General features: G+C 60.1%; 12 protein-coding genes and 2 tRNA genes. 2 read left to right on the plus strand and 12 right to left on the minus strand.

What is annotated here, in order from left to right:
• Positions 1-5: 5 nt before the first annotated feature.
• Positions 6-4,703: a glutamate synthase large subunit gene (gltB, locus tag AAAX34_RS02115; protein WP_349109835.1), complete on the minus strand. Its 4,698-nt coding sequence runs from the start codon at positions 4,701-4,703 to the stop codon at positions 6-8.
• A 522-nt stretch (positions 4,704-5,225) separates the two neighbouring features.
• Between gltB and AAAX34_RS02120 the strand changes: the two genes are divergently transcribed.
• Positions 5,226-6,482: an Nramp family divalent metal transporter gene (locus AAAX34_RS02120; protein WP_349109836.1), complete on the plus strand. Its 1,257-nt coding sequence runs from the start codon at positions 5,226-5,228 to the stop codon at positions 6,480-6,482.
• A gap of 151 nt (positions 6,483-6,633) precedes the next feature.
• Here AAAX34_RS02120 and AAAX34_RS02125 read toward each other — a convergent pair whose 3' ends face one another.
• The 6 genes from AAAX34_RS02125 to AAAX34_RS02150 form a co-directional block, all read right to left on the minus strand.
• Positions 6,634-6,777 carry a rubredoxin-like domain-containing protein gene (locus AAAX34_RS02125; protein ID WP_035137395.1) on the minus strand — a complete coding sequence of 48 codons (144 nt, stop codon included), beginning with the start codon at positions 6,775-6,777 and terminating at the stop codon, positions 6,634-6,636.
• A gap of 88 nt (positions 6,778-6,865) precedes the next feature.
• Positions 6,866-7,369, minus strand: a complete 504-nt coding sequence (locus AAAX34_RS02130; protein WP_117746556.1) for a flavin reductase family protein — start codon at positions 7,367-7,369, stop codon at positions 6,866-6,868.
• Positions 7,370-7,575: 206 nt separating this feature from the next.
• Entirely contained in the window at positions 7,576-8,046 is a 471-nt protein-coding gene (gene smpB, locus AAAX34_RS02135; RefSeq protein ID WP_006235325.1) for an SsrA-binding protein SmpB, read from the minus strand.
• Positions 8,036-8,953: a hypothetical protein gene (locus AAAX34_RS02140; protein ID WP_035137397.1), complete on the minus strand. Its 918-nt coding sequence runs from the start codon at positions 8,951-8,953 to the stop codon at positions 8,036-8,038. The genes smpB and AAAX34_RS02140 overlap by 11 nt, the downstream gene beginning before the upstream one ends.
• A gap of 94 nt (positions 8,954-9,047) precedes the next feature.
• A tRNA-Glu gene (locus AAAX34_RS02145) sits at positions 9,048-9,124 on the minus strand.
• A gap of 17 nt (positions 9,125-9,141) precedes the next feature.
• A tRNA-Gln gene (locus AAAX34_RS02150) sits at positions 9,142-9,215 on the minus strand.
• Positions 9,216-9,491: 276 nt separating this feature from the next.
• Between AAAX34_RS02150 and AAAX34_RS02155 the strand changes: the two genes are divergently transcribed.
• Positions 9,492-9,902 (plus strand): hypothetical protein, encoded by a 411-nt coding sequence (locus AAAX34_RS02155; protein WP_349109837.1) that lies wholly within the window; start codon positions 9,492-9,494, stop codon positions 9,900-9,902.
• A 196-nt stretch (positions 9,903-10,098) separates the two neighbouring features.
• On the opposite strand, the gene AAAX34_RS02160 is transcribed toward AAAX34_RS02155, so the two are convergent.
• From AAAX34_RS02160 to AAAX34_RS02180, 5 genes are all read right to left on the minus strand, one after another.
• Positions 10,099-10,458, minus strand: coding sequence for an arsenate reductase family protein (locus AAAX34_RS02160; RefSeq protein WP_118226386.1), 360 nt, complete (start codon positions 10,456-10,458; stop codon positions 10,099-10,101).
• A gap of 92 nt (positions 10,459-10,550) precedes the next feature.
• Positions 10,551-11,603: a MupG family TIM beta-alpha barrel fold protein gene (locus tag AAAX34_RS02165; RefSeq protein ID WP_349109838.1), complete on the minus strand. Its 1,053-nt coding sequence runs from the start codon at positions 11,601-11,603 to the stop codon at positions 10,551-10,553.
• Between the two features lie 117 nt (positions 11,604-11,720).
• Positions 11,721-13,151: a PTS transporter subunit EIIC gene (locus AAAX34_RS02170; RefSeq protein WP_349109839.1), complete on the minus strand. Its 1,431-nt coding sequence runs from the start codon at positions 13,149-13,151 to the stop codon at positions 11,721-11,723.
• A 57-nt stretch (positions 13,152-13,208) separates the two neighbouring features.
• Positions 13,209-14,132, minus strand: coding sequence for an N-acetylmuramic acid 6-phosphate etherase (gene murQ, locus AAAX34_RS02175; protein ID WP_349109840.1), 924 nt, complete (start codon positions 14,130-14,132; stop codon positions 13,209-13,211).
• Between the two features lie 10 nt (positions 14,133-14,142).
• The gene (locus AAAX34_RS02180; RefSeq protein ID WP_138340407.1) at positions 14,143-14,994 is read right to left on the minus strand and encodes a MurR/RpiR family transcriptional regulator; all 852 of its coding nucleotides are present in this window, start codon (positions 14,992-14,994) and stop codon (positions 14,143-14,145) included.
• Positions 14,995-15,180: the final 186 nt, after the last annotated feature.

Consider the following 15,180-nt stretch of genomic DNA (forward strand, 5'->3'; position numbering starts at 1 on the left):
GGCACTTACGCCTCCTTCTTGGTCGAAGCAACAGAGCTGGCAGCCACGGACGCAGCATCCGCAGCACCGCCCGCAACATCGAAGCGAGCAACATCCGCGTCACTCGCGCGACCGGTCACAATGTCAAACGCCAGCTCCTCGGCCTGCGCATGCGTCTTGCCGACGGCCTCGGCGGCGGCGACAATCGCCAGCACGCGCTCGTACTCGGTCGGAATGACCTTCACAAAGTGCTTGCTCATCGTCTCAAAGCTGTAGAGCAGCTTAATGCCGCGCGGGCTCTGCGTCGCGTCCACGTGCTCCTGGATGAGCGCACGAATCTGCGCCAGCTCGCCGGCCGTCGGGGCCTTGAGCTCAACGCTCTCGTGGTTCACACGGGCATCGAGCGTGCCGTACTGGTCAAAGACATAGGCCACGCCACCCGTCATGCCGGCGGCGAAGTTCTGCCCGACCTCGCCCAGGATGAGCGCCAGACCACCCGTCATGTACTCGCAGCCATGGTTGCCGCAGCCCTCGACCACCACCGTGGCACCGGAGTTGCGCACGGCGAAACGCTGGCCGGCAAGGCCGTTAATGAAGCCGCGACCGCTCGTAGCGCCAAAGAACGCAACGTTGCCCACGATGATGTTCTCGTCGAACTTGTAGGTCGCATGCGGGTTGGGGCGCACCGACACCTCGCCGCCCGAAAGACCCTTGCCAAAGTAATCGTTGGCGTCGCCGCACACGTTGAGCGTAATGCCGCGCGGCAGGAAGGCGCCAAAGCTCTGACCGGCCGAACCATCGCAATCGATGGTGATGGAGCCGGCGGGCAGACCCTCGGGATGTGCCTTGGTCACCGCATTGCCCAGGATGGTGCCCACGCAGCGGTTGACGTTGGCGATATCGGCGCGGAAGCGAATCGGACGCAGGTGTGCACGGGCATCGGCCGTATAGGGCACAAACAACGTGGAGTCGAGCGTCTTGTCGAGCTCGCTGTCCGCAGCCATCTGGGGCAGGAAGTGACGGCCGTCGGCACCCGGGATGTGGGCACCAAACTCACAGGTCGCGCTCGCCAGCACGGGTGATAGATCGAGCAGGTTAGCCTTGCGGTTGCCCGGGACCTCAATCTGGCGCAGGCACTCGGGATGGCCGACCATCTCGTCGACGGTGCGGAAGCCCAGGCCCGCCATGACCTCGCGCAGTTGCTCGGCAACAAAGAGCATAAAGTGCTCAACGTGCTCGGGCTTGCCGCGGAAGCCGCGCCGCAGGCGGCAGTTTTGCGTAGCGATGCCGGCGGGGCAGGTGTCCTGCTGGCAGTCGCGCTGCATGAGGCAGCCCATGGAGATGAGCGGCATGGTCGCAAAGCCAAACTCCTCGGCACCCAGCAAGCAGGCGACGGCAACATCGGTGCCGTCCATGAGCTTGCCGTCGGCCTCGAGCACCACGCGCGAGCGCAGGCCGTTTTGCAGCAGCGTCTGCTGGGCCTCGGCAAGGCCAAGCTCCAGCGGCAGACCGGCGTGCCAAATGGAATCGCGAGCAGCGGCACCCGAGCCGCCGTTGTGGCCGCTGATCAAAATCTTGTCGGCAGCGCCCTTGGCAACACCAGTGGCGATGGTGCCGACGCCGGCCTCGCTGACCAGCTTGACCGACACGCGCGCGCCGGGGTTGGCGTTCTTAAGGTCAAAGATCAGCTCTGCCAGGTCCTCGATAGAGTAAATATCGTGGTGCGGCGGAGGCGAGATCAGGCCGATGCCGGGCGTGGACTGACGGACCTCGGCGATCCAGGGGTAGACCTTCTTACCGGGCAGGTGGCCACCCTCGCCGGGCTTGGCGCCCTGGGCCATCTTGATCTGAATCTCGAAGGCGCTGCACAGGTAGCGGCTCGTCACGCCAAAGCGCGCGCTTGCCACCTGCTTGATGGCGGAGTTCTTGGAGTCGCCGTTGGCCAGCGGGGTCTCGCGACGCGGGTCCTCGCCGCCCTCGCCCGAGTTGGAACGGCCGTGCAGGCGGTTCATGGCGATGGCCATGCACTCGTGTGCCTCTTTGCTGATGGAGCCGTACGACATGGCACCGGTGTTAAAGCGGCGGACGATGTTGAGCGCGGGCTCGACCTCGTCGAGTGCCACCGGAGTGCGGCCGCTGGCATCAAAGTCGAGCAGGTCGCGCAGACGCACGGCACGGCCGGTGCGGTGCAGGCGGGCGCTGTACTCCTTAAAGGTGTCGTAGCTGTCCTCACGGCAGGCGGTCTGCAACAAGTAGACAGTCTGCGGATCAATGAGGTGGTCCTCGCCGCCGAGCGGGCGCCACTTGGTCAGGCCCAGCGTGGGCAGCTGATCGGGAGCCGGGCTCTTAAGGATAGCGAGCGCGGCGTCATAGCGCTCATTTTGCTCGCGTTCGACGTCCTCGACACCCATACCGCCCACACGGCTCACCGTGCCGGCGAAGTACGCGTTGACGAACTCCGGCGTAAAGCCAACGGCCTCGAAGATCTGCGCGGAGTGGTAGCTCTGCACCGTGGAGATGCCCATCTTGGACATGATGGAGACGATGCCCGCCGTCGCGGCCTTGTTGTAATTGGCGATGCCCTGCTCGGCCGTCACGTCCAGGTCGCCGCGTGCCGCCAGATTGCGGATGCACGCATGCGCGTTGTACGGGTAGATGCCGCTTGCGGAGTAGCCCACCAGCGCCGCAAAGTCGTGCGGAGACACGGCATCGCCGCACTCCACCACGATATCGGCAAAGGTGCGCACGCCGGCACGGATCAGGTGGTTGTGCACGCAGCCCACGGCGAGCAGCGACGGCACGGGCACCTCGCCCGCAGCGGCACGATCGCTCAGCACCACGATGTTCACGCCGTCGCGGACCGCAGCCTCGACGTCTTCGGCAAGCTGCTTGAGCGCAGCCTGCAGTGCGCCCTCGCCGGCGTCGCGGCGGTAGACGGCACGGAAGCGGCGAGTCTTAAAGCCCACGCGATCGATGGCGCAGATGCGGTCAAACTCCTCCTCGTTGAGCAACGGGCGCTCCAAGCGCACCAGTTGGCAGGCCGTGCGGGAATCCTCGAGCAAGTTGCCGTGGTTGCCCAGGTAGAGCGTGGTCGAAGTCACCATATGCTCGCGAAGGGCATCGATGGGCGGGTTCGTGACCTGAGCGAACAGCTGATAGAAGTAGTCAAAGAACGAACGCGTCTTCTTGGACAGGCAAGCCAGCGGCGCGTCGATGCCCATCGAGGCGAGCGGGGCCTTGCCCTGCTGGGCCATGGGGCGCACGACCTCGTCGACGTCATCCCAGTGGTAGCCGAGCTTGGCCATACGCACGGCGGCGGGCACCTCGGCGTCCTCGGCGGGCGTTGCCGCAACGGGCTCATCGAGCGCGTCAACGGTTAGCGTCTCCTCGGCAATCCAATCACGGTAGGGCTTTTCCTTGGCGTAACGGGCACGCAGCTCATCGTTGTAGATGACGCGCCCGCAGGCAAAGTCGACCTCGAGCATCTGGCCCGGTCCCAGGCAGCCGCTCGTCAGGATGTTCTCGGGGCTCACCTCGATGGTGCCCACCTCGCTCGCCAGCATAAAGCGACCGTCGCGCGTCACATAGTAGCGGGCGGGACGCAGGCCGTTACGGTCGAGGGCGGCACCCAGCGTGCGACCGTCGGTAAAGGCGATGGCCGCCGGGCCATCCCACGGCTCCATGAGCATGGACTGGTAAGCATCGTAGGCGCGGCGCTCCTCACTCAGGCTGTCGTTGTGGTCCCACGGCTCGGGCAGCAGCATGGATGCGGCACGCGTGAGCGGACGACCGTTCATGACCAAAAACTCAAGCACATTGTCCAGAATCGCGGAGTCGGAGCCCTCGCGGTTGATGATGGGCATCACGCGCTCAAGATCATGCTGCAACACGGGGCTGTACAGGTTGGGTTCGCGGGCGCGAATCCAGTTGACGTTGCCCTTGAGGGTGTTGATCTCGCCGTTGTGGATGATAAAGCGATTGGGGTGTGCGCGCTCCCAGCTGGGCGTGGTGTTGGTGGAGTAGCGCGAGTGGACGAGCGCCACGGCCGTCTTGACGGCGGCGTCGTTGAGGTCGATGAAGAAGCGGCGCATCTGCGTGGCGACCAGCATACCCTTGTACACGATGGTGCGCGAGCTCATGGAGCACACATAGAAGATCTTGTCGCGCAGGGCAAACTCGGCGTCGGCCTTCTTTTCGATGGTGCGGCGGCACACGTACAGGCGGCGCTCGAAGGCGTCGCCGGCGGGCGTGTCGTCCGGACGGCCCAGGAAAGCCTGCAAGATGGTGGGCATGCAGGCGCGGGCTGTCTCGCCTAGGTCGTGCGGGTCGACCGGCACCTCACGCCAAAAGAGCAGCGGAACGCCGGCTTCGGCGCAGCCCTCCTCAAACACGCGACGGGCATCCTCTACGCCCTTGTCGTCCTGCGGGAAGAACAGCATGGCCACGCCATAGTCGCCCTCTGCCGGCAGAATCTGGCCGCACTTTTGAGCCTCTTTACGGAAAAAGTGATGCGGAACCTGGAACAGGATGCCAGCGCCGTCGCCGGTGTTCTTCTCGAGTCCCGTGCCACCGCGGTGCTCCAAGTTGACCAGAATGGACAGCGCATCGTCCAAAATCTGGTGATGGCGCTCACCGTTGATATCGGCAAGCGCGCCGATGCCACATGCATCGTGGTCGAATTCGGGGCGATAAAGGCCCTGCTGCTGAGCGGAATCTGCCTGCATCGCGATCCTCCCCTAGATATTAGACAATCAGTTGAATAGGCATACTAGGAGCATCACCGGCCCGTTGTGTTTCCCGCCCGTTTCGAAACAATCGCGTAACGCACGCCCTACGAGTGGACACCGCCGACCTCAAGGACGGCAACAAGGGCCCCAAGTTCGACCTGTAAACTCACCGCTTCAAACATCTCAATCTGTAACAGTAAGACCCAATTTCGACGACTAACTGTTACAGATTGAGATGTTTTCGAGAGACGGTTCCGAATGTCTCGATCTGTAACACGAAGGGCCGGTTTTGGCGGTCAGCTGTTACAGATCGAGATTTTCCACAGGACCATTTCTTCCTGTCTTGATCTGTAACACCTAGACCCAATTTCCATCCCCAGTTGTTACAGATCAAGACATTTCGGCAATCCCCTTTCACCTTCCCATTCAAATACAACAATTTTGTTAGTCGTGGTTAACTTTTGAGTCTAAAACGGGTATCCTTTGCGGCGTCAGGCAAACGGCACGCAGGAGCGCACCATGCTCAACCATCTCAAACAACACTTTGGCTCGCACCGCACCGGAGGCCACGGAGGTCTGGATATCGCCCGGCACATCGGCCCCGGGCTACTCGTGACCGTCGGCTTTATCGACCCGGGCAACTGGGCCTCCAATATGGCCGCGGGCTCGCAGTTTGGCTACGCGCTGTTGTGGATCGTCACGCTGTCCACGATTATGCTCATTGTGCTGCAGCACAACGCGGCGCACCTGGGTATCGCCACGGGCGCCTGTCTCGCCGAGGCCACGACCCGCTTTCTCCCCCGCATCGTGGGACGCGCCGTGCTCGGCAGCGCCTATCTCGCGACCATCGCCACCGCCATGGCCGAGGTCCTGGGCGGCGCGATTGCCCTTCAAATGCTCTTTGGGCTGCCCGTGCGCGCGGGCTGCGTCATCGTGGCGGCAGTATCGATGGCGATGCTCATGACGAACTCCTACAAGCGTGCCGAGCGCTGGATCATCGCCTTCGTCGGCGTGGTAGGACTCTCGTTTTTGGCCGAGCTTGCGCTGGTCAAGGTCGACTGGCCGCAAGCCGCCGCAAGCTGGATCACGCCCAGTATGCCCACTGGCTCTGCCGCGATTATCGTGAGTGTCCTGGGTGCGGTCGTTATGCCACACAACCTTTTTCTGCACTCCGAGGTCATCCAATCCATGCACTTCGAAGGCCAAGGCGAGCAGGTTATCGAAGAGCGTCTGCGCTATGAGCTCTTCGACACGCTCTTTTCGATGGGCGTGGGCTGGGCAATCAACTCGGCCATGGTCATCCTGGCCGCAACGACCTTCTTTGCGCACGGCATTGTCGTAGACGACCTCGCCGTCGCAGCGGCCACGCTCTCCCCCATCTTGGGCCCGGCGAGCTCGACCATCTTTGCGGTAGCGCTGCTGTTCGCGGGACTATCGAGCAGCGTGACAGCGGGCATGGCGGCGGGAACCATCACCGCGGGCATGTTCGACGAGGAATACGACATCCACGACCGACATTCCTCGATCGGGGTGGCGGTCTGTTTCGTCGGCGCAGTGGCGGCGTGCCTGATCGTCCCGAATCCTTTTGAGGGTCTCATCTGGAGTCAGGCGCTGCTGTCGCTTCAGTTGCCGATTACGGTCTTTGTGCTCATACGACTCACCAGTTCGCCCCGCGTTATGGGCAAATACGCCAACTCGCGCCCGCTCAACGCGCTGCTCGTAGGGATCGGCGTCATCGTGACGATTCTCGACATCGTGCTGCTAACGGGAATGTAATTGAGATGGCGTGACTGTCCAGATATAACGTCTTAATCTGTAACACGTGAGACCGTTTTAAACCGTCAGATAAATCAAAAGGGTCCCGGCCGAGAATTCGACCGGGACCCTTGGACAGAGCTATGTTCGGCTTTCGCCGTGTGCCTGCGAGTTACTCCTCGACGAGCTCAAACTGATCGGGACCGACGCCGCACACCGGGCACACGTAATCCTCGGGCAGCTCGGGCGTGTCGACCTCAACCTCGTAACCGCAAACGGTGCACACAAACTTATACGTCTTCTTTTCCTCAGCCATGATGTTCTCCTCTCGAACGTGACTGCTGGTGTACTTACTTATTAGTATATATTCTCAATAGTATAATGCAAGTATTTTTAGAACATTTCTAGCCTTGATACGACGAGGCTTTGGGCGGCGTCTTGCCCTTTAGCACCTTGTGATAGTAGTCGTACGTCAGCGGCGTCTCGTCGCTCAGGCGCTCGGCATCCTCGACCTCGCCAATAAACAGCAGATGCGTGCCCACATCCACAGTGTCGATCAAACGGCAGCTAAACAGGGCCGCCGCGTGCTCGGGCACATAGGGCATGCCCAGAGCCGTCTCGCGGGTCTCGTATTTGGCAAACTTGTCATAATCGCTACTGGTGCGGAACCCAAAGTTACCGATGTAGAGCATGTCGGCGGTCTGATCGATCACGGTCAGCGCGAACGCTTTGGCCGATGCGATGACGCCCGAGGTGACATTGTCCTTGTTCACGGCAACCGAAATACGCGGCGGCATGGACGTCACCTGCACCGCAGTGTTGATGACGCAGCCGGCGCGCAGCCCGTCTGCCGCGGCGCTCACCACGTACAGGCCACTCGGCATGGTAAAGAACGCAGTTTTGTCCATAACGATCACTCCCCTAGCTCGGATTGGAACCTCATGAATGTATGTACCCACAAAAAAGGCGGCACCCATAACGGACGCCGCCTTTGAGACATATGTGTCAGAACAGTAAGAAAGATAAGACGCCCGCAGTTGCGGTGAAATAGGGACTGAATAGCCCCTCAAACAGGCAAAACAGTCCGTATTCCACCGCAACTTATACAGAGTGCCTAGCGGTTGCGTTCCTTAAGGGCGCGGTCGATCTCGCGTTGGACATCACGCTTGGCCATGTCCTCGCGCTTGTCGTAGAGCTTCTTGCCGCGACCCAGACCCAGCAGCAGCTTTACGCGGCCGTCGGTATTAAAGTAGAGCTCCAACGGAACCAGCGCATAACCACGGTTGCGAAGTTTGCCGTCAAGAAAGTCGATCTCCTTGCGGTGCAGCAGCAGACGACGCCGACGGTCGGGATCGCGATTCCACACGCCACCATGGCTATAAGGGTGGATATGCAGTCCGACGAGCCAGCACTCGCCGCCACGAATCAGCGCAAAAGTGTCAGTGATCTGACAGGCGCGCTCGCGAATCGACTTGACCTCGGTGCCGCTCAGCTCAATACCGCACTCAAACGTCTCATCGATAAAGTACTCGTGATGTGCCGAGCGATTCTTGGAAATGAGTTTGCGCTCGCGCTTACTGGGCATCGCCGGCCTCCTTGGCTCCATCGGCGTTTGAGCCCGCAGTCTCGCGCTTTGCCTTGCGCTCGGCATTGAGCTCGGCATCGCTCTCGCGCACCAGTTTGATAATCGCCGCGCAGGCCTCCTCGCCCACCAAGTCGCGAGCACGTACCGTCAGGCGCGTCGCCTCCTGCTTGTCGCCGTCGCTTGCAGCATCGGTCGCGCACATAATCAGGCAGATGGCAATCTCGGCCGAAGGCGAGGTCGGCACGCCTTGCAGGGCCAATTCACCCATCACGTGGTCGTCGCTCTCATCAGCGGCATCCGGATAGGTGGTATGGATCTTGTTGAGCAGGCGCGTCGTATGCGCATCGTTGGGCGCCAGGCGCAGCGCCAGACGCGCGCAGCCCACGGCAGCCGAAACGTTCTCGGTCTCGGGCTCCAAGAAGTACTGACCTAGATTGGCGTAAGCGCGGGCGGCGCACTTGCCATCGCTTGCACGCTCCAGCACCGAGAACGAGAGCGATGCCCATTCCTGCTTGTCCTCGAGTGCACGGAACAGCTCGGCCAAATCCAAGCGATAGTTGCAGTTCATGGGGTCCCAACGCACAGCCTGCATCAGGGCATTACGAGCGCTTACATAATCCTGCTGGCGAATGTAGGCAAACGCCATGTCAGAGTACAGGCGGTCAAACGGCACCTCGACCTGCACGAGCTCGCGCGGATCCTTCTCCACGCGGCGATAGGCCAAGCGCTCAAACTTGCTATCGAAGCTAAAGTATTGACGCTTCTCCTCCGTCTTGCACTCAGCATCAATATACTCCTCGGCGAGCTCCACCAGACGCTCCAGCAGCGGCGTCGCCGTAGCCAGGTCGCCCTGCGCCAGATAGTTCTCGGCATACGTGATGTCTTGCAAGCTGATGGGCAGATCCATGGCTACTCCTCGATCTGAGCGAAACACGGCAGGCGCCGTATATACGGTCAATACACAAAACCCGGGTCTCTTACGAGGCCCGGGCGTTCAATTTTGGTAGCCCGTACCAGATTCGAACTGGTGATCTCCGCCTTGAGAGGGCGGCGTCCTAAACCGCTAGACGAACGGGCCATATGTAGCAAATGCAATGGCTGGGATGGAGGGAGTCGAACCCCCATTGACGGAACCAGAATCCGCTGTCCTGCCATTAGACGACATCCCAATGACTGCATCGCTGCGCTCGGCTGTGCCTTTGCGCAAGAAAGAAATATACTGGAAGTCTCGCCGTGACGCAAGCCCCAATTTTGACTTTTTTGAAATTCAGTCAAATTGGCCTAATTTAGTCCAACCCGTGAAGGACCTGTGAAGCCGACCGCTGTACACGAAGGGCAAAACGCCGCGAGCGGTAGCCGTCAACCGTTGGCAGATTCTACCGCGAAAACGATAGCACCAGGCAACACAATCGAAGTATCAATGATCGCGTAGATATCGAGGCGCCATGGACGAAGAGCTTGATTACCTACGGGAGACCCTGAGCCTTGAGATCACTGCCGACCTTTGGCCCGAACGGGACAAAATCCATCCCACACTGCGCCCCGCCATTACTGTAGTGCAGGCAAAATACCGCCGTGCATCCTTTTTGATCATGCGGATGTCATGGCACGCGGGACTCCCCGACCTTAAGCGAATCCAGGCAAGCCTCGTCGAGTTGTCCGGTATGCCGACCGTCATATCCGAGGCACACCTGGAGCAGCGCCAGCGTGAGCGACTGCAACAGCAGCGGATTCCCTTTATCTGCCCTGGCGTTCAGGCATATCTGCCCTTTATGGACGAGGAGTACTGGAGCGGCAAGCCCAACAAACACGTAAAGGTCTACGATCCGCACGAATGGGCACAGCTGGCGGACTGACTGGGGCAGGCCCGCCGGCGGAAAGTGCGTCCCAGATTTCAAGCTCAAACTGGTCCCTACTTTCCCGTCGAGTCCTCAACCGGAAACCGTGTCCCGCAATCGAAGCTCAGAATGGGACGTGCTTTCCGCAACCGGCCACTTTGGGAAAGTGCATCCCATTCTGGAAGCGAATTCCGGGACGCACTTTCCGCAGCCGCTACAGCAACGCCTCGGCCCAAGCCGATTCCCTAAAGCCGGGAATCGCAAAGTCGTCGCCCACCAGCAGCGGACGCTTGACCAGCATGCCGTCGGTCGCCAGCAGCTCGTAGCACTCCCGATCCGTCATGCCCGCATCCAGACGCGCCTTCAGGCCCAGCTCTCGATATTTCATGCCCGACGAATTAAAGAAGCGCCGCACCGGCAGCCCCGAACGAGCAATCCAGGTCGCAAGCTCATCAGCCGTGGGATTGTCCAAAACGATATCGCGATCGATATACTCTACCCCATGTTCGTCCAGCCATGCCTTGGCCTTCTTACAGGTCGAGCACTTGGGATATTCAACAAACAGTACGGTCATGGGAATCCTCCGAATATAGATCGGCCAACGCAGGCACACGCCACACGAGGCGCCTTCGTATGATGGGCCAATTGTAGCCCACGGGTCACACGCTAAACGAACCGTACCCCGAATCCGCGTTTAATGAACGGCAGCAGCTCCATTGCCTCGGGCGTGATATGGCCCGCAACGTTCATGCGCTCGTCACCGGGAAGATCGACCCGCGCAATCTCAAGTTCGCCTTCGTAGCGCCCATATCCGCTATTGCTCACAGCGATCGACCCCGCCTTTCGCGGCAGGCCGGCTCCGACATCCGTCGGCACGGAATCCGGCTTAAGCTTCGTACGTGACTCCTGAGACCTAAAAATGAGGACGCTCGAGTCGGGCCGGTCGTGATGAATCTGCCCGCGCACATAGGCATAACCGGGCTCAAGCTCGCATTGCAGGTCCACGTATCCGGCGGAAACTTGAGCAAACTGCGCCCAGCCCGCATCGGAAAGATCGGGGTCGCCGACCAACACAATGTCGCAATCGGCGCCATGTGCAAGCTCAAGCATATTGAGAGCAACCTTTGACGCGCGACCGCGCTGCGCCTCGACCGTCGGCAGTCCCTCGAATACCGGCCCGCGAACGTTAGCATCACCCGGCACAAAAGCCATGATTTCGAATCCAAGCGCCGCAAGACGAAGATTCGTCCGAGCAACATCTTCAAGAGCTAAACCGGTATAAGGCTTGGGGTAAAAATTGTGGCAGGCGGCAAAACGAGTCACATCGGCGCCGGCTTCACGCCACGATGCGATTTCATCAGAACTCACCGTCGATGCATTGACCACAATGCGAAATACACCGGACAGCTCCGCGACCCGCTGGGCGCTAAAGCCATAGTCCAAACGAAGGTATTCCAACCCCAGATCGCGCAGGTCCTCGATGCGCTCAAGCCCGAGCAAATCGCACGTGCGAGGCCCCACATCGGCAATGAGCGCAATGCCGCGGGCGGAAAGCAGCGACAGCACATGACGGACCTTATCGGCATACGCCGCTCCCCCATCCTCGGGAATATGCAGCGAGGTGAACGCGTAGCGCGCACCCGCCGCGGCGCCACGCTCAATCGTCCGCTCAATATCCTGCAAAGGGCTGGAAAGATAAATTGAAATACCCGTTTTCACGCTTCAAAGCTCCTTTAAAAAAGGCCGGCGGAGCAGCTAGCCCCGCCGGCACAACCATAACATCAAGAAATCTGCCGCGCGCCGCGAACCCCGAGCAACACGGCTCGCGATATCAAACTACTCGCCAAAGAACTCGTTGATCTTCTGCTCGTCGACGCCAAAGAACCACGTCAGGACAAAGCCGGCGGCATAGGCAAGCAGCATAGCGGCAACGTAGCCGAGCTGCTGGCCAGGAACGACGATCAGCAGGCCAAACAGACCGGAAACGCCCTGAGAAACCGTGCCGATGTGAAGCAGCGCCGCGAGCGCGCCGCCAAATCCGGCACCCAGGCAGGCCGTCACAAACGGACGAACGAGCGGCAGCGTAACAGCATACATCAGAGGCTCGCCCACACCCAGGATTCCAACGGGAATGGACTCTGCGACGTACTTCTTGAGCTTGGCGTTCTTGGTCTTAAAGTACAGCGCCAAACCGGCACCGACCTGGCCGCCGCCAGCCATCATAAGGATGGGAAGCAGGTAATTGATACCCTTGGTAGCGCCGTCGGGATCGTTGAGCATAGCGTGGATCGGCGTGAGCGCCTGATGCAGGCCGACGGACACCAGCGGCAAGAAGCCTGCCGACAGGATATAGCCGCCCAGGACGCCCAGCTTCTCGAAGATAAAGGTCAAAACGCTAAAGATGGCAGTCGTCAGCCATGCGCCAACCGGCTGGATGACGAGCATCAGAGCAAAGGCGCCGATGATGAGCACCAGCAGCGGGGACAAGAACGTGTCGAGTGCGTTGGGCATAACCTTGCGAATCTGACGCTCCATCCAGGCAAAAAATGCGCCAGCGATGAGAGCCGCGATCATGCCGCCCGCTGCGGGGTTGTACTGCGCACTGGTGAGCGGCAGCAGAATGGCAGTGGCAGGATCAGCCGCGCCAGGCGCAAGCAGGGGCATGGCACTGTTGGCGATACACATCATGCCGGCGATGCCGCCCAGCGCAGCGGAGCCACCAAACTCACGTGCCGCGTTATAGCCCACCAAAATGGGCAGATAGGCAAACAGGGCCCAGCCCATGGAACGAATGCCCTGGTACCACCACTCGCCTGCAAGCGCGCCTGCCGTCGAGACGTTAATGACGTTGCAGATACCGTTGATGAGGCCAGCCGCAATGATGCCGGGAAGCAGGGCGACGAAGACATTGGAAATCTTCTTGAGGAAGGCCTGAACCGGCTTAGACTCGTACTTGGCCTTCTGCGCGGCCTTGTTTGTGGCCGCAGCGTCAACCACGCTCTCGTCAGCAACGCCTTTCGCAAGGCCGGTGAGCTTGGAGAACTCCTCGAGCACCTTATTCACCTTGCCCGGACCCAGCACGATCTGCATCGTGTCGTCCTCGACCAGGCCCATCACGCCGTCGAGCGCCTTAATACCCTCCGTGTCGACGTTGCCCGTGTCTTTGACGGTCACGCGCAGGCGCGTCATGCACGCCGCGTTTGCGAGCACGTTGCCTTTACCGCCCAAAAGGTCCAGCAGCTTTTGGGCCAGCTCTTTGTTCGTCATAACTCCTCCTTGTATTGGGTATCTCGTCTAGATGTCATATCAGCTCACGCCGTGCACCTATTGGACATCGGCATTGCTCTTCTCATGGCCACTCACCGCAGTACGGACATGGCCGTGCGCCCGTTCAAGAGCTACCGCAGCCTGCTCGGCATCGCAGTCCAACAGCACCGAGACAATAGCGGTTTTTACGTGGCCGCCGGCATCCGCAAGCGCCTGAACAGCGCGCTCGCGCGTGCAGTCGGTCGCTTCCATCACGATGTTCTGGCCGCGCACCACCAACTTCTCGTTCGTCTGCTGCACATCGACCATCAGGTTTTGGTACACCTTGCCAATCTTGACCATGGCACCGGTCGAAATCATGTTGAGAATGAGCTTTTGAACCGTTCCCGCCTTGAGCCTCGTTGAGCCGGTCAGCACCTCGGGACCGGGCACGGGCTCAATGGCAAGATCTGCGCTCTCCCCGATCTTCGACCCTTGGTTGCAGGCAATTGCAATGGTCTTGCACCCAGTTGCCTTGGCGTACGCAAGGCCGCCCACCACATAAGGAGTACGGCCGCTTGCCGCCAGGCCAACGACAAGATCCTTGTCCGAGAGTCCACGCTCCCGCAGGTCGCTCGCGCCAAGCTCCTCGCTGTCTTCGGCACCTTCGACAGCCTTGATAAACGCCGTCTCGCCTCCGGCAATGAGCCCGACAATCAGATCGGGTGACACGCCAAACGTGGGCGGACACTCCGAAGCGTCGAGTACGCCCAGACGACCGCTGGTGCCTGCGCCCATGTAAAAGACGCGCCCGCCGCGCTCGAGTGTCTCAGCAGCCCAGTCGATTGCCATGGCAACCTGGGGCAACACTTTCGTGACCGACTGGACGGCACGAAGATCCTCATCGTTCATCGTCGTGACGATTTGCAGCGATGTCATCGTATCGAGGTCCATTGACCTTTGATTACGCTGTTCGGTCGTGAATTTTGTTAAATCGAGCATTTCATTCACCTCATCTTTCCTGTTTCTCGATGTAGTTTTGCTTTATGACATGCGTCGCCCGTTCGTAGTCGCTGGCAACGTAAGCAGCGTACAGGGCATCGACAACCATAAGCTGGGCCATACGCGAAGCCATGGCACCGCTGCGGACCAAGGGTTCACTCGCAGCGACGCCGAGCACGGCATCGGCCATGGTGGCAAGCTTGGATGATCCATCTACTTTGGTAACGGCCACAACGGGACAGTTGTGACGTTGAGCCTCGGCGGTGCAGTCCAGCACCTCTTGCGTCAAGCCCGAGTAGCTAAAGGCGATTGCCATATCGCCCTCATGCATGTTCTTGGCACATAAGAGCTGATCATGCCAGTCGTCGTACAGATGGCACTCTTTGTCGACACGCATGAGCTTTTGCGCCAGGTCGTGCGCGACCAAACGAGAGGCACCAATACCGAACAGATTGACCGCGCGTGCCCGCTTAAGACGGGCCGCGCATCGCTCCAAGACGGTGTAATCGAGCGTTCGCGCCGTCGCCTCGATTGTGCGCACGTTGCTTTTCATCACCTTCCCCACGATACGTTCGACGCTGTCATCCATGGAGATGTCCTCGAGGGCTATGTCTTTCTTGTCACCTAAGAGCGCCAGCTCGGCAATCAGTTCGCGCTGGAACTCCTTGTAGCCCGCAAAACCCAAACGCTTGCAAAAGCGCAAAATGCTCGAGGGCGAGGAGAACGTGACATCGGCAAGACCGCGGACGGACAGCCCGACCACCTCGTGCGGATGAGCGCTTACATATGCGATGACATTGCGTTCCGCCGGGCTCGCGCTGAGCTCACGCTCGCGAAGCCGCAAAAGCAATCCGTTTGCCATCTCAAACACCTCCGTTGAGAAGAATTAAAGACCAACGAACGATTCGTACCGGATACAAACAGCTTTTGCGGTACATTGTGCCGCATCGTGGCGCACAAAGGGCGAGCGTTCTACCGCTCGCCCCTCAAATCCGACCGCTCGGAAATACGCGCGACACAAAATAATTCAACAAGGTCGCATTATCAG

This window comes from Collinsella sp. CLA-ER-H4, from assembly GCF_040092395.1.
Lineage (GTDB): Bacteria > Actinomycetota > Coriobacteriia > Coriobacteriales > Coriobacteriaceae > Collinsella.

Coding starts and splice junctions, on each gene's coding strand:
- AAAX34_RS02130 (WP_117746556.1), bottom strand. CDS start 7,369: ATGGACAAAACTGCGTTCTTTACCATGCCGAGTGGCCTGTACGTGGTG.
- AAAX34_RS02140 (WP_035137397.1), bottom strand. CDS start 8,953: ATGGATCTGCCCATCAGCTTGCAAGACATCACGTATGCCGAGAACTAT.
- AAAX34_RS02155 (WP_349109837.1), top strand. CDS start 9,492: ATGGACGAAGAGCTTGATTACCTACGGGAGACCCTGAGCCTTGAGATC.
- murQ (WP_349109840.1), bottom strand. CDS start 14,132: ATGCTCGATTTAACAAAATTCACGACCGAACAGCGTAATCAAAGGTCA.
- AAAX34_RS02160 (WP_118226386.1), bottom strand. CDS start 10,458: ATGACCGTACTGTTTGTTGAATATCCCAAGTGCTCGACCTGTAAGAAG.
- AAAX34_RS02120 (WP_349109836.1), top strand. CDS start 5,226: ATGCTCAACCATCTCAAACAACACTTTGGCTCGCACCGCACCGGAGGC.
- AAAX34_RS02125 (WP_035137395.1), bottom strand. CDS start 6,777: ATGGCTGAGGAAAAGAAGACGTATAAGTTTGTGTGCACCGTTTGCGGT.
- gltB (WP_349109835.1), bottom strand. CDS start 4,703: ATGCAGGCAGATTCCGCTCAGCAGCAGGGCCTTTATCGCCCCGAATTC.
- AAAX34_RS02170 (WP_349109839.1), bottom strand. CDS start 13,151: ATGACGAACAAAGAGCTGGCCCAAAAGCTGCTGGACCTTTTGGGCGGT.
- smpB (WP_006235325.1), bottom strand. CDS start 8,046: ATGCCCAGTAAGCGCGAGCGCAAACTCATTTCCAAGAATCGCTCGGCA.
- AAAX34_RS02180 (WP_138340407.1), bottom strand. CDS start 14,994: ATGGCAAACGGATTGCTTTTGCGGCTTCGCGAGCGTGAGCTCAGCGCG.